Origin of the sequence: Streptomyces sp. NPDC093544 (assembly GCF_040683495.1) — a bacterium.
GTDB lineage: Bacteria > Actinomycetota > Actinomycetes > Streptomycetales > Streptomycetaceae > Streptomyces.
This window is the reverse complement of the sequence record NZ_JBFBEA010000004.1, coordinates 149041-163522: the sequence shown is the minus strand read 5'-3', so window position 1 is coordinate 163522 and position 14482 is coordinate 149041. Positions and strand designations below refer to the sequence as shown.

Sequence of the window (14482 nt, the reverse complement as noted above, 5' to 3'; positions counted from 1 at the left end):
AGTGAACGTGCTGGACATCCTGTTGCTGGTCGCCGCCGTGTGGTTCGCGATCGTGGGCTATCGCCAGGGCTTCGTCGTCGGCATCCTGTCCGTGATCGGCTTCCTGGGGGGCGGCCTGGTCGCCGTCTACCTGCTCCCGGTCATCTGGGGCGCGTTCACCGACGACGCCGAGGTGAACACGACCGCCGCCGTCGTCGCGGTCGTCGTCGTCATCGTCTGCGCCTCCGTGGGCCAGGCCCTCACCACCCACCTCGGCAACAAGCTGCGCCGGTACATCACTTGGTCCCCGGCCCGCGCCCTGGACGCGACGGGCGGCGCCCTCGTCAACGTCGTGGCGATGCTCCTGGTCGCCTGGCTGATCGGCTCGGCCCTGGCCGGTACGACGCTGCCGACGCTCGGCAAGGAGGTCCGCAGCTCCAAGGTGCTGCTCGGCGTGTCCCGCGCGCTGCCCAACCAGGCCGACACCTGGTTCGCCGACTTCTCCTCGGTCCTCGCGCAGAACGGCTTCCCACAGGTCTTCAGCCCGTTCGCCAACGAGCCCATCACCGAAGTCCAGCCGCCCGACCCGGCCCTCGCCAACAGCCCCGTCGCCGCCCGCGCCCAGAAGTCCATCGTCAAGGTGGTGGGCACCGCCCAGAGTTGCGGCAAGGTCCTCGAAGGCACCGGCTTCGTCTTCGGCGACCGCCGAGTGATGACCAACGCCCACGTGGTCGGCGGAGTCGACGAGCCCACCGTCCAGATCGGCGGTGAGGGCAGGAAGTACGACGCCACGGTTGTCCTCTACGACTGGGAGCGCGACATCGCCGTACTCGACGTACCGGACCTGGACGCGCCCGCCCTCCAGTTCACGACCGATGACGCGGTCACCGGCGACAGCGCGATCGTCGCCGGCTTCCCGGAGAACGGCGCGTACAACATCCAGCCCGCGCGTGTGCGCGCACGCATCAAGCCCAACGGCCCGGACATCTACCACCGGGGCACGGTGCGCCGCGACGTCTACTCGCTCTACGCGACCGTCCGCCAGGGCAACTCGGGCGGCCCGCTGCTCACACCCGAAGGCAAGGTGTACGGCGTGGTCTTCGCGAAGTCCCTCGACGACCCCAACACCGGTTACGCGCTCACCGCGGACGAGGTCCAGGAGGACATCACCAAGGGGCGCACCGCGAACCAGCAGGTGGACAGCGACAGCTGCGCGCTCTGACACGGGCCCGCTTGCCGTGGTCCGGGCCGCAGCGCGCGAGGCGTGTCGCTGGCCCAGCCGCGAAGCGTGTCGCTGGTACAGCCGCGTCGCACACCGACGGTCCAGCCACGAGGCTCATCGACGGTCCAACCACGAGGCTCATCCACGGACCGGCCGCGAGGCGTGTCGGTGGTTCAGCCGCGAGGATGGCGCAGCCGTACCGAGACCCAGCGGGCCCGGCGGCGCAGAATACGTGGGATCCCCACCCGGAGGTCCGTGCCCGGTAGCGGCGGGGTGCTCCTCTGATGGGAGCTCAGGCCCGCGGCCGAGCGGCGAGTGCGTGCTACGTCACTGAAGTCGTGCGTCCAGCCCATACCCCGACGTCTGCCCCCGCCCCAAGGTCGATAACCACCCCCTGGGCCCCCAATTGGCCTATGCGTAAGGCACTTGGCTGTTCGTGGGACTGGCGTTCCCGTCCGGATACCGAACGTCCGAGCGCCCTCCCCGGACGACCTCACCTGTCAGGCTCGGGATCCTTCAACCAGTTGACCAACTCGGTCGAAAACGCCACCGGATCCTCCTCGTGCGGAAAGTGTCCGAGCCCGTCGAACAGCCGCCACCGGTAGGGCGCTTCGACGTACTCGCCGGAGCCCGCGGCACTGCGCGTGCGCATCACCGGGTCGAGCGAGCCGTGCAGATGCAGCGTCGGCACCCGAACCGGCCGCTTCATGCGCCGGTTGAACTGGATTCCGTCCGGGCGGGCCATGGACCGCACCATCCACCGGTACGGCTCGACCGCGCAGTGCGCCGTGGAGGGGATGCACATGGCACGGCGGTACGTTTCCACGGCCTCGTCGCCCGGCAGTTGCGGCCCCGACCAGTCCCGTACCAGTCGGCCGACCAAGGCGCCGTCGTCCGCGACGAGTTGCCGCTCGGGAACCCACGGCCGCTGGAACCCCCAGATGTATGAACTCGCGGACGTCTGCTTGACGTCGGAGAGCATGGCGTTGCGCCAGCGCCGGGGATGTGGCATCGAGGAGACCGCGAGCCGGCGTACGAGCTTGGGGCGCATCACGGCCGCCGTCCACGCCAGATACCCGCCCAGGTCATGCCCGACCAGCGCGGCGTCGGGTTCGCCGAGGGAACGTACGACCCCGGTGATGTCGAGCGCGAGGTTGGCGGGGTCGTAGCCGCGCGGCGTGCGGTCGCTGCCGCCGACGCCCCGCAGGTCCATGGCCACGGCGCGGAAACCGGCGTCGGCGAGCGCCACCAGCTGATGGCGCCAGGTCCACCAGAACTGCGGGAAACCGTGCAGCAGCAGGACGAGTGGCCCGTCGCCCATCTCGGCGATGTGAAAGCGCGCGCCGTTCGCGGCGACGTCCCGGTGGGTCAGTCCCTGTCCGCCGGGGATGTCGAGGCGTACGACCGAAGTGGGTTGCGCCGAAGGTGTGGCGGGGTCCGTCATGAGGACGAGCGTGCCACAGCCTCGATGGCCTCGGGCACACGATCCTGTGCGGGCAGCTCGCGGGGGTGCGGCTTGGCGTTCTGCAGGACGCCCGCCGTCTCCTTCACCGAGGCCGCCACCTTCTGCGGGCCCTTGCTCTTCTTGGCCTTCTTCGCGAAGACCACGCCGATCAGGGCGAGCCCGACGGCAAGGAGCACGTTCGCCGCGAAGGAGAGCAGGAAGCAGAGCGCGAGGTTCCAGTGGCTCCAGGTCCGGATGCCGTACGCCAGGGCGAAGCTCAGCATCGGCAGGGAGAAGATCAGTACCGCGCCGGCCACCGCGAACGCGCCACCGCTGATCGCCCCGCGTTTCACGTCCTGCTTGAGCTGCGCCTTCGCCAGCGCGATCTCGTCGTGCACCAGCGAGGACATCTCGGTCGTCGCCGAGGCGAACAGTTGGCCGATGCTGCGTTCGGCGCCGACCGGACTGCCGTCGGGTGCACTCATTGCGATCTCCCTCTCCTGCATGTTTGTACGGTCGTGTCAGATCATGCCGGACCGTCGCTCCCCTCGCTTGCCCCGCCCGTCACTTCGGCAAGCCTTCGGTGCTCGGCGGCCTTGCGCTCGTAGATCTCGGCCATCCGCAAGTGGTAGGCCGGGTTGTCCTGCTCGTAGATGTCGGGGATGCCGTCGAGGTCCTCGTCGCGTTCCTCGGCCTCGACCAGCCTGCGGTACTTGACGTTACGTATTTTCAGCAGCGTTCCGGCGCACACGGCCGCGATGAGGGAGCCGACGAGGACGGCGGCCTTGACCTCGTCGGTGAGCACCGGGTCGCCGTCGAAGGCGAGTTCGCCGATCAGCAGCGATACGGTGAAACCGATCCCGGCGAGGGAGGCGACGGCGAAGACGTCAGGCCAGACCAGGTCGTCACTGAGCGAGGCTCTCGTGAACCGGGCCGTCAGCCAGGTCCCGCCGAAGATGCCGACCACCTTGCCGACGACGAGCCCGAGGACGACACCGAGCGTCTCGGGCCGCTGGAACACATCCCCCAGGACGCCTCCCGAGACCGCCACCCCGGCACTGAACAGCGCGAACAGTGGCACCGCGAGCCCGGCCGACAAAGGTCGTACAAGATGTTCGACGTGCTCGCCGGGGGAGTGCGGCTCGCCCTCGTGCCGGGTGCAGCGCAGCATCAGTCCCATCGCGACACCGGCGATGGTGGCGTGGATGCCGCTGTTGTACATCAGCCCCCAGATGACGAGCGCGAGCGGAACGTACACGTACCAGCCGCGTACGCCCTTGCGCAGCAGCAGCCAGAAGACGCCGAGGCCGACGACCGCGCCGGCGAGGGCGGCGAAGTTCAGTTCGGCGGTGAAGAAGACCGCGATGATCAGGATCGCGAAGAGGTCGTCGACGACGGCGAGCGTGAGCAGGAAGGCGCGCAAGGCCGACGGCAGGGACGTACCGATGACCGCGAGGACGGCGAGCGCGAACGCGATGTCCGTGGCGGTGGGCACCGCCCAGCCGTCGAGAGAGCCGCCCCCCAGCACGTTCGTGAGGGTGTAGACGAGCGCCGGAACCGCCATCCCGCACACCGCGGCGGCGACCGGCAGCAGTGCCGCCTTCGGGTCCCGCAGATCCCCGGCCACCAGCTCGCGCTTGAGTTCGATACCGGCGACGAAGAAGAACACGGCGAGCAGTCCGTCGGCCGCCCAGTGCTGGAGGGAGAGGTTCAGCCCGAGTGCGCCGGGGCCGACGTGGAAGTCGAGGACGGTCCGGTAACTGTCCTTGATCGGCGTGTTCGCCCAGATGAGCGCCGCGATCGCGGCCACGAGCAGCAGGACGCCGCCGACGGTCTCGGCGCGCAGCGCGTTCGCCACGAAGTTCCGCTCGGGCAGCGAAAGTCGGCCGAGGAACTTGCGGGTGTCGGTGGGGGGCGCGGGGGCGGGCACGAGGAGACCTCCGGTCGGGCGGGCAGGACGAAGCACATGCCGACCAGACTTCCCGGCGCACCTTGAGGATCTTGTCGCGTCGTTGACGCAGTACTTAGCTTACCTAAGGTGCGGCGGGACCTATCCGGTGATCTTCACGGTAGGGGGAAACGGGGGGATCGGCGCGTCTGCTGCCGGGGGACCTGGGTGTGGGGGCGTACGGCGCCCCCACACCTATGAGGGCGAATGGGCGACTCAGTCCTCGCTGGGCGCTGCAGGCAGCTTCTCCTGGATCAGGTCCATCACCGTCGAGTCCGTGAGCGTGGTGACGTCACCGAGCTCCCGGTTCTCCGCGACGTCACGCAACAGGCGCCGCATGATCTTGCCGGAGCGGGTCTTCGGCAGCTCGGCCACCGGCAGCACCCGCTTGGGCTTGGCGATCGGCCCGAGCACGGAGCCCACGTGATTACGAAGGCTCGCCACCAGCCCCTCGTCCTCGGCGGAAGCGGTCCCGCGAAGGATCACGAAGGCCACGATCGCCTGCCCGGTCGTCTCGTCCGCCGCGCCCACGACCGCCGCCTCGGCGACGGACGGGTGCGAGACGAGCGCCGACTCGACCTCGGTCGTCGAGATGTTGTGCCCGGACACGAGCATCACGTCGTCCACGCGACCGAGGAGCCAGATGTCCCCGTCGTCGTCCTTCTTGGCGCCGTCACCGGCGAAGTACTTGCCCTCGAACCGTGACCAGTACGTGTCGAGGAACCGCTGGTCGTCCCGCCAAATGGTCCGCAGCATCGACGGCCACGGCTCGGTGAGCACGAGGTAGCCGCCACCCCCGTTGGGCACTTCCTGCGCCTCGTCGTCGACGACGGTCGCCGAGATACCCGGCAACGCTCGTTGCGCGGACCCCGGCTTGGTCTCCGTCACGCCCGGCAGCGGCGAGATCATCATCGCGCCGGTCTCGGTCTGCCACCAGGTGTCCACGATCGGTGTCCGGTCGGCCCCGATGTGCTTCCGGTACCACATCCATGCCTCGGGGTTGATCGGCTCACCGACCGACCCGAGCACCCGCAGCGACGACAGATCGAACTTCGCGGGGATGTCGTCGCCCCACTTCATGAACGTACGAATGGCCGTCGGCGCCGTGTACAGGATCGTCACCCCGTACTTCTGCACGATCTCCCAGAACCGCCCCTGGTGCGGGGTGTCCGGCGTCCCTTCGTAGATCACCTGCGTCGCGCCGTTCGAAAGCGGTCCGTATGTGATGTACGAGTGCCCGGTGACCCAGCCGATGTCGGCCGTGCACCAGTAGACGTCGGTCTCCGGCTTGAGGTCGAAGACGGCGTGATGGGTGTACGAGACCTGCGTGAGATAGCCGCCCGAGGTGTGCAGGATGCCCTTCGGCTTCCCGGTCGTCCCGGACGTGTAGAGGATGAACAGCGGGTGCTCGGCCTCGAACGCCTCCGGCGTGTGCTCGGCGGACTGCCGCTCGACGATCTCGTGCCACCACACGTCGCGGCCCTCGGTCCAGGCGACCTCCTGCCCGGTACGGCGCACCACCAGCACTTTGTCGACCCCGTCGACCCGGCTGACCGCGTCGTCGACGGCGGGCTTGAGCGCGGACGGCTTGCCGCGCCGGTAGCCACCGTCGGAGGTGATGACCAGCTTGGCGTCCGCGTCCTGGATGCGGGTCGCGATCGCCTCCGCGGAGAACCCGCCGAAGACAACCGAGTGCGCGGCGCCGATCCGGGCGCACGCGAGCATCGCGACGACGGCCTCGGGGATCATCGGCAGGTATACGGCGACCCGGTCGCCCTTCTCGACTCCCAGCTCGGTCAGCGCGTTGGCGGCCTTGCTGACCTCGTCCTTCAGCTCGGCATAGGTGATGGCCCGGCTGTCCCCGGGCTCACCCTCGAAGTGAATGGCGACCCGGTCGCCATGGCCCGCTTCCACATGCCGGTCCACGCAGTTGTACGCGACATTCAGCTTGCCGTCCTTGAACCATTTGGCGAACGGCGGATTCGACCAGTCCAGCGTCTCGGTCGGCTCGGTGGCCCAGGTCAGCCGGCGGGCCTGCTCGGCCCAGAAGCCGAGCCTGTCAGCCTTGGCCTGCTCATACGCCTCCGCCGTGACGTTGGCGTTCGCCGCCAGGTCGGCGGGCGGCGCGAACCTGCGCTCTTCCTTCAGCAGGTTGGCCAGGCTTTCGTTGCTCACGACATCTCCCTTTCCCAGGGTGTCCGTTGTGTCCCAGGCCACAGCTCATCAGACCCGGGGGCCCGATGACAAGGGCCGACCCGAAATTGGTTTAGACCTATCGAGGTCGACAGAGCCGGCGGCCGGGGCACTCTTCAGAGGGACCACTCTGGGGCACGTACACCTCGGGTGTCGGGTTCACCCGACACGAGGGACAAGGTCACGCGTGACTGTGCAACACGTCACGCGTGACCGCGGGACAGCTCACGCGGGATAACGCAGATCCTCCGCCGCTCCCACGTGATCGAACAGCTCGGCCCCCTCGCGGTCGGTCAGCAGATACGCCTGCGCCTCGCCCACGTGGAAATACATCCCGTGCAGTTCGAGCGCGCCCTCCCGCAGGGCCCGCGCCACGGACTCGTACGCCCGCAGGTGCTCCAACTGCTGCACCACGTTGGTCAGACAGAGCTGTTCCACCGCGTCGGCGGGCGCCCGCCCGGCCAGCCGCGCCCACGGCCGGTCCTTGGCGGCCATCCGCTCCAGGCTCGGCAGCCCGTGCCGCAACCACCGCTTGAGCGGGGTCATCGCCCCTCCGGGCTCCGCGTTCATCAGGGCCTGCATCGCACCGCACCCGGAATGCCCGCACACCGTGATGGACCGCACCTTCAGCACGTCCACCGCGTACTCGATCGCCGCGGCCACCGAGTCGTCCCCACTTTCCTCCCCGGGCAACGGCACGAGGTTGCCCACGTTCCGTACGACGAAGAGGTCGCCCGGACCACTGGAGGTGATCATCGACGTGACGAGCCGCGAGTCGGCACAGGTCAGGAACAGCTGCGCCGGTCGCTGTCCTTCCCGGGCCAGCCGCGCCAGCTCGCCCCGCACCAGGGGTGCGGTGTTGCGCTGGAACGCGCTGATGCCACGCGCCAGTTGGTGCCCGCTCCGACCGCTCGCCCCGGAGGGTCCGGTGGGGTCGGTGGAGTCCTCCGGTTCAGCAGATTCACCCGGTCCACCAGGTCGGCTTCCCGGAGGTGCGGAACGCGGGCTCGCGGACGGCTCGCAGTGGTGGTTGCGCCAGGGTGTCCAGGGCCGGCAGCGACAGTGGGCGGAGCCCGTGGGCTCGGTGATCCGGCTGCCCGTCCGTCCGGTCAGCTCGACCGTGCCGCCCTGCGCGGTGTGCGAGTTCTGCCAGTCCTGCAACGCCTCGTAAGCCGCGTGATCCATGAAGGAGCTGTCCAACTCCACGAACGCGTCGGCCCCGTGGGGCACTTGATGCAGGGCCCGGCTGAGCCGTGGCACCGCGAGAAACGTCAACTGCCCTCGTACGTGTACGTAATGGGTTCCCTCCCTCTCCTCATACGTAATGCGGGTGCGGGCGAGGCGGTGCATGGCGACCGCGATCCCCACGGCGACGCCGAGGACGACGCCTTCCAGGACGCCGAGGAACACGACGCCGATGGTGGTGACCGCGTACACCAGCACCTCACGGTGGCGGGTGACCGTGCGGATGTGGTGCAGGGACACCATCTGGATGCCGACGGCCATCACCAGGGCGGCGAGCGATGCGAGCGGGATCAGCTCCAGGATCGGGACCATCAGCAGCGCGGCAACTACTACGAAAACGCCGTGCAGCATCGTGGAGTTCCGGCTCACGGCGCCGGCTTGGACATTCGCGGAACTCCGTACGGCGACCCCGGCGACCGGCAGCCCGCCGAGCGCGCCGGAGACGATGTTGGCGGCGCCCTGCCCGAGCAGCTCCCGGTCGAGGTCGGAGCGGCCCACCCGCGCCCGCAACTCGGGTCGCCCCGCCACCAGCTTGTCCACAGCCACGGCACCGAGCAGCGACTGCACACTGCACACGAGCGTGACGGTGAGGACGGAGGCCGCTACCCCCAGCACCGGTCCCTCGGGCAGCCCGGCCAGCGCGTGGCTGCTCCAGGACGGCAGGTCGACCTTGGGCAGGGTCAGCCCGGCGAGCGAGGCGGTCACGGTGGCCCCGGCGACGGCGATGAGCGCTGCCGGGATCCTGCGCAGCAGCTTTCCCACCCGCCCGGGGATCCGCGGCCAGGCGAGGAGCAGCGCCAGAGTCAGCGCGCTCATCGACACCGCTGCGGGATGGACGTTCGCCAACTGGTCCGGCAGTGCGCGGATGTTGTCCAGGACGGAGCTCTGCGGGATGCCGCCCAGCACGATGTGCAGCTGGGCGACGGCGATGGTCACGCCGATACCGGCGAGCATGCCGTGCACGATCGCGGGGCTGACGGCCAGCGCTGTACGGGCCACCCGCATTTGGGCCAGGCCCATTTGGGTGATGCCGGCGAGGACGGTGATGGCGCAGGTCGTACGCCATCCGTAGAGGTGGATGAGCTCGGCGGTGACGACCGTGAGCCCGGCGGCGGGCCCGCTCACCTGGAGTGGCGAGCCGCCGAGCCGTCCGGCGACGAGTCCGCCGACGGCGGCAGCCACGAGGCCGGCCTGGAGCGGCGCGCCGGTGGCGAGGGCGATGCCGAGGGACAGGGGCAGGGCGATCAGGAAGACCGCGATCGAGGCCGACAGATCGGCGCCCGCGATGCGGAATCGGCGGGGCGGAGTCGGCGGGGGGCTGTGGGACTGGTGGATGCGCTTGGGCCGAGTCGAGTCGGCGGCGCGGGTGGGGACGCAGGCAGACATGGTTCCCGTCTCCTCCGGGGCAGCGCGGTCGCGGAACAGGTGGTCCCCCGCCGGTGAGGTGGGGGGCGGATCGCGGCCGTGGGTCACGGCGTGCAGCGGCGGGATTTTCAACGCTCGGTAAACAGATCGTAATGCAGAGTAAAGGCTTCGTGCGGAAAATAGTGGCAAATGGGGCATTAGTTCACCCCCGGGAGTGAACCAGGCAATTGATCGGCTTGTCGTACTTATTCAACCTCGGCCTCGTGCGACCTTGACGGCACTGTCGGCGCATAGCCGTGCATAACCCCAGAAAACGCTCATCAGCGTTGCCGAGACTGAAGGAAGAAGGCGGGCGGAAGATGGCCGTCACCCAGAGGATCGCCGCGGGCGTAGCACTCGCCGCGGCCTGCGCCACGGCGCTCGCCGGTTGCGCGCTCGACACGACCGGTTCCAAGGAAGGCGCGCACGGCGCGAAGAAAGCGGCGGGGGCCCCGGCGCCCAAGAGCGCGGTCCGCCTGATCGGCGACGGTTCCACTTCGTACACCGGCGCGCAGCCGCATCTGCCACGACAGGAGCGGCTGAAGCCCGGGCAGAAGCCCCCGCAGTTCGTGGTCTTCTCGTGGGACGGCGCCGGCGAGGACAGCCAGAAGCTCTTCTCGCACTTCCGGAAGATCTCCAAGGCCAACAAGGCCACGATGACGTACTTCCTGAGCGGCGTGTACATGCTGCCGGAGGACAAGCGTGACCTCTACAAGCCGCCGCAGCACTCGCCGGGCAGCTCGGAGATCGGCTTCAACGACGAAGCGGGCATCGAGGAAACCGTGAAGCAGCTGCGCGGTGCGTGGCTGGAGGGCAACGAGATCGGCACGCACTTCAACGGTCACTTCTGCGGTACCGAAGGCGGGGTCGGTAACTGGTCGGTCGCGGACTGGAAGGACGAGATCGCCCAGGCGAAGTCGTTCGTGAAGTCCTGGAAGACCAACACGGGCATGAAGAAGGCGTCTCCGCTGCCCTTCGACTACGACAAGGAACTCGTCGGCGCCCGCACGCCGTGCCTGGAAGGGCAGAAGAACTTCATGAAGGCGGCCCATCAACTGGGCTTCCGTTACGACACCAGCGGCGTCAACGACCAGGTCTGGCCCAAGAAGAAGGAGGGCCTCTGGGACCTGTCGATGCAGCTCGTGCCCTTCCCCGGGCACTCCTACGAGCAGCTGACCATGGACTACAACTTCATGGTCAACCAGTCCGGCACCACGACCCAGGGCGACCCCGACAAGCACGAGTACTGGGGCGACCAGATGCGTGACGGCCTCCTCAAGGGCTTCAACCGCGCCTACGACGGCAACCGTGCGCCCCTGATCATCGGCAACCACTTCGAGTCCTGGAACGGCGGCACCTACATGCGTGCCATCGACGAGGTCATCGAGCGCGTCTGCACCAAGTCCGACGTGCGCTGCGTCTCCTTCCGGCAGCTCGCCGACTGGCTCGACGTCCAGGACCCGGCCGCCCTGGACAAGCTCCGCGGCCTCAAGGTCGGCGAGACCCCGAAGCAGGGCTGGGCGTCCCTCCTCTCGGGCCGCCCAGCCCCGGCCCCGAAGGGCGTCCCCGGGGCGCCGGCGGTCAAGCCGTAGCGGTGGTTCCGGTCCCCTGCGGGCCGTTGCTCAAGCCGTAGCCACCAGTCCCTCATCGAGTACGAAGCCGGGGTCGACCTGCGCCGCCAGGTCCGCCCCGGTTCTCTCGTTGCCCCAAGTGCGGGCGTTCTTCAGGTGGAAGTGGACCATCTGGCGCGTGTAGCGCTCCCAGTCGCGTAGTTCGTACGTGGCGTCCGCGGCGCTCTGGAGAGTGTGCAGGGAGCGACGGTTGGCGTCCTCCAGGAGCTCGAACCGGGGCGAGCGGCCTTTCTCCATGGAGCGCACCCAGTCCGAATGCCCGACCGTGACAAGGAGGTCGTCACCGACTTCGGTGCGGAGGAAGTCGATGTCGTCCTGGCCCTGCACCTTGTTGCCGACGACCTTCAGGTCGACGCCGAAGTCGCGGGCGTACTCCTTGTACTGCCGATAGACGGAGATGCCCTTCCGGGTCGGCTCGGCGACGAGGAACGTGATGTCGAACCGGGTGAACATGCCGGACGCGAAGGAGTCCGAGCCCGCCGTCATGTCGACGACGATGTACTCGCTCTGGCCATCGACGAGATGGTTCAGGCAGAGCTCCACTGCACCGGTCTTGGAGTGGTAGCAGGCCACTCCCAAATCGGCCTCGGTAAACGGGCCGGTGACCATCAAACGGATGGCGCGGCCGTCGAGTTCCACCCGCCGCGCGCAGGCGTCGTACACCGGATTGTCCTCGTGCACCCGCAGCAGTCGCGACCCCTCGCCGGGCGGGGTTGTCTTGATCATCGTCTCGGCGGACGTGATGCGGGCGTTGGTGCCGCGGAGGTATTCCTTGATCAGCGGGAGCTGCTCGCCCATGGCGGGCAGCTCGGCGGCGACCGCCTCATCGAGGCCCAGCGCGGCTCCCAGATGCTGGTTGATGTCGGCGTCCACCGCGACGACCGGCGCCCCGGAGGCCGCGAGGTGGCGGACGAAGAGCGAGGACAGCGTGGTCTTGCCGCTGCCGCCCTTCCCAACGAAAGCAATTTTCATGTTCACGAAGAGTAGTCGGATGATTGCCCTGGGTGCACTGCTCGCGTGAAGAAGACCACTCCATCGTGGGGCGCGGCACCGGGTTGCGTAATGTCGTACTCATGAGTACGACAGGCGCGACCGCCGATCCGCTCGCGGCCCTGGGCTCGCTGCCCGGGGTGGCGGACTCCGTGGAGTCCGTGCGCAAGGCCGTGGACCGGGTCTACGGGCACCGGATCATGCGTCGCCGCAGCAACGAGATCACGTCCGAGGTGGCGCTGCGTGGCGCACGCGGATCCGCGGCACTGTCCGGCGCCGACTGGGGCCTCGAAGAGGTGCGCCGCCGCACCGACTTCAGCGCGGACCAAGAGGGCCGCACGGTCGGTGCCGCCCTTCGGCTGACCGCCGAAGCGGGCCAACTCCTGTCCATCTGGCGGCAGTCGCCCCTTCGCGTACTGGCCCGGCTGCATCTGGTGGCGGCCGCGGACAAGGGTGACGAGGTCGGCCGTCCGCGCCAGAACGGCGAACCGGTGGACGAGCCGCTCGTCGAGTTGCCGCTGCCGGACGCCGGTGAGGTCGCCGGCCGACTCGAAGGCCTCTCGCGGCTGATCATCGCGGGCGGCTCGGCCCCCGCCCTGGTGACGGCGGCGGTGGTCCACGGCGAACTCCTCGCCCTACGTCCCTTCGCTTCGTGCAACGGCCTGGTCGCGCGCGCGGCCGAGCGCATTGTCCTGATCGGCAGCGGCCTCGACCCGAAGTCCGTCTGTCCGGCCGAGGTCGGACACGGCGAACTGGGCCGCGCCGCCTATGTGGCGGCATTGGATGGCTATGCCTCCGGTACTCCGGAGGGGATGGCGGCATGGATCGCCCACTGCGGCAAGGCGGTCGAACTGGGGGCCAGGGAGTCGACGGCCGTCTGTGAGGCGCTTCAGCGCGGGGCGGCGTAGGACTCGTAAGTCATGAAAAAGCCCTCTATGAAGAGGGCGGAAAACTCCCTGAACAGGGTTGCGGCGGTACGAGTTCTCGTACCGCCGCTGGCATGTTCACCTGGTTACCAAGCGTCCTCGAATGTTGCCCATCAGGCCGGGAACTGTGGCCCGTTTCCTGGTGCGGCTGGCCCGTAATCGACGGGTCGACGTCGCGTGGGTGCCCGGTGTTCATGCTCGGTCCGTGGGGCCTGGTTGCGTTTAAAGGTGATCCTCTCGGATGTCCTTGGTCTCGCGGGCCGTTAAACCCTTTGTACTCCAGGTCCTGACGAAGCGGAACCCCCGGATGCACTTCTTTACTTTTAGTTTCAAACGGGTTCGAATCGGGCGGGAGTGTGCTGCCCGCGCACGCGTGACGTGATGCGATCACGGATCACGTCGTCCGTGGCGCGATCACGCCACCGTCGCGCGCCGTCGGCTCGCGTACCAGACGAGTCCAGCCGTGGCCGCCGCCGCTCCTATCGCGGCCACCGCGACGAGTGCCGGACGGGGCGGTACGGACAGCGTGGGCAGTCGCTGTTTCAGCCGGACCGGACGGTTGAAGTCCAGGATCGGCCAGGAGCGTGCGAGGGCCTCGCGCCGCAGTGTGCGGTCCGGATTCACCGCGTGCGGATGGCCGACGGACTCCAGCATCGGCAGGTCGGTCGCCGAGTCGCTGTAGGCGTAGCACCGTGAGAGGTCGTATCCCTCGGACTCGGCCAGTTCCCTGACCGCCTCGGCCTTCGTGGGCCCATAGGCGTAGTACTCCACCTCTCCGGTGAAGCAGCCGTCCTCGCCCACGACCATGCGGGTCGCCACCACGCGGTCGGCGCCGAGCAGTTCGCCGATCGGCTCGACCACCTCCGCACCGGACGTGGACACGATCACGACGTCGCGTCCGGCGGTGTGGTGTTCCTCGATGAGGGAAGCGGCCTCGTCGTAGATGATCGGGTCGATCAGGTCGTGCAGGGTCTCGGCGACGATCTCTTTGACCTGTTGGACGTTCCAGCCGCGGCACATCGCGGACAGGTACTTGCGCATCCGCTCCATCTGGTCGTGGTCGGCGCCGCCCGCCAGGAACACGAACTGGGCATATGCGGTACGCAAGGCAGCCCTGCGGTTGATCAGGCCGCCTTGGTAGAACGACTTGCTGAACGTGAGCGTGCTCGACTTCGCAATGACCGTCTTGTCCAGATCAAAGAAGGCTGCTGTTCGAGGCAAGGAGTGGTTTTCCACGAGGCTGAGCATAGGCGCCCACCATTCGGCGTAAGGTGAGGCGTGTGGGTTTGCCTGAGAGGCCTCTCGGGTACACCATGGAAGTCACGGATCGTTCGCGACCGTGCTAACCCGGTCTGGCTCCTCCCCCCCCCCCCGAGTCGGACCGTGGGGACGACCCCCGCTCTCCCCCCCGGCGGGGGTCGTCGCATGTCCGGATGCGTTTTCTCCTCCCTTGCGCGGCCCTCAAACCTTGTTGTCGCGGCTATGGCCGCCCCTTTCGCA

General features: G+C 68.5%; 11 protein-coding genes. 3 read left to right on the top strand and 8 right to left on the bottom strand.

Annotated features, from left to right (window positions below; all coding sequences use genetic code 11):
- Position 1: 1 nt before the first annotated feature.
- Complete coding sequence (locus AB0N66_RS06920; RefSeq protein ID WP_365429768.1) at positions 2 to 1201, top strand: MarP family serine protease; 1200 nt, start codon at positions 2 to 4, stop codon at positions 1199 to 1201.
- A 173-nt stretch (positions 1202 to 1374) separates the two neighbouring features.
- Here the strand turns inward: AB0N66_RS06920 and AB0N66_RS06915 are convergent, their stop codons facing one another.
- The 6 genes from AB0N66_RS06915 to AB0N66_RS06890 form a co-directional block, all read right to left on the bottom strand.
- Complete coding sequence (locus AB0N66_RS06915; protein ID WP_365429766.1) at positions 1375 to 1554, bottom strand: hypothetical protein; 180 nt, start codon at positions 1552 to 1554, stop codon at positions 1375 to 1377.
- Positions 1555 to 1694: 140 nt separating this feature from the next.
- Complete coding sequence (locus AB0N66_RS06910; protein ID WP_365429764.1) at positions 1695 to 2645, bottom strand: alpha/beta hydrolase; 951 nt, start codon at positions 2643 to 2645, stop codon at positions 1695 to 1697.
- Entirely contained in the window at positions 2642 to 3130 is a 489-nt protein-coding gene (locus AB0N66_RS06905) for a phage holin family protein (RefSeq protein WP_365429762.1), read from the bottom strand. The genes AB0N66_RS06910 and AB0N66_RS06905 overlap by 4 nt, the downstream gene beginning before the upstream one ends.
- Positions 3131 to 3171: 41 nt before the next feature.
- Positions 3172 to 4575 carry a Na+/H+ antiporter NhaA gene (nhaA, locus tag AB0N66_RS06900; RefSeq protein WP_365429760.1) on the bottom strand — a complete coding sequence of 468 codons (1404 nt, stop codon included), beginning with the start codon at positions 4573 to 4575 and terminating at the stop codon, positions 3172 to 3174.
- A gap of 234 nt (positions 4576 to 4809) precedes the next feature.
- On the bottom strand, positions 4810 to 6810 hold the full coding sequence (acs, locus tag AB0N66_RS06895) for an acetate--CoA ligase (RefSeq protein WP_365429758.1): 2001 nt from the start codon (positions 6808 to 6810) through the stop codon (positions 4810 to 4812).
- A 201-nt stretch (positions 6811 to 7011) separates the two neighbouring features.
- On the bottom strand, positions 7012 to 9417 hold the full coding sequence (locus tag AB0N66_RS06890) for a SulP family inorganic anion transporter (protein ID WP_365429756.1): 2406 nt from the start codon (positions 9415 to 9417) through the stop codon (positions 7012 to 7014).
- A 338-nt stretch (positions 9418 to 9755) separates the two neighbouring features.
- On the opposite strand from AB0N66_RS06890, the gene AB0N66_RS06885 reads away from it, so the two are divergent.
- On the top strand, positions 9756 to 11027 hold the full coding sequence (locus tag AB0N66_RS06885) for a hypothetical protein (protein WP_365429754.1): 1272 nt from the start codon (positions 9756 to 9758) through the stop codon (positions 11025 to 11027).
- 30 nt (positions 11028 to 11057) lie between these two features.
- Here the strand turns inward: AB0N66_RS06885 and AB0N66_RS06880 are convergent, their stop codons facing one another.
- Complete coding sequence (locus AB0N66_RS06880) at positions 11058 to 12038, bottom strand: ATP-binding protein (RefSeq protein ID WP_365429752.1); 981 nt, start codon at positions 12036 to 12038, stop codon at positions 11058 to 11060.
- Between the two features lie 101 nt (positions 12039 to 12139).
- Here AB0N66_RS06880 and AB0N66_RS06875 point away from each other — a divergent pair, with 101 nt between their 5' ends.
- Positions 12140 to 12964, top strand: coding sequence for an oxidoreductase (locus tag AB0N66_RS06875; protein ID WP_365429750.1), 825 nt, complete (start codon positions 12140 to 12142; stop codon positions 12962 to 12964).
- 432 nt (positions 12965 to 13396) lie between these two features.
- Here AB0N66_RS06875 and AB0N66_RS06870 read toward each other — a convergent pair whose 3' ends face one another.
- On the bottom strand, positions 13397 to 14230 hold the full coding sequence (locus tag AB0N66_RS06870) for an HAD family hydrolase (RefSeq protein WP_365429748.1): 834 nt from the start codon (positions 14228 to 14230) through the stop codon (positions 13397 to 13399).
- Positions 14231 to 14482 lie beyond the last annotated feature (252 nt).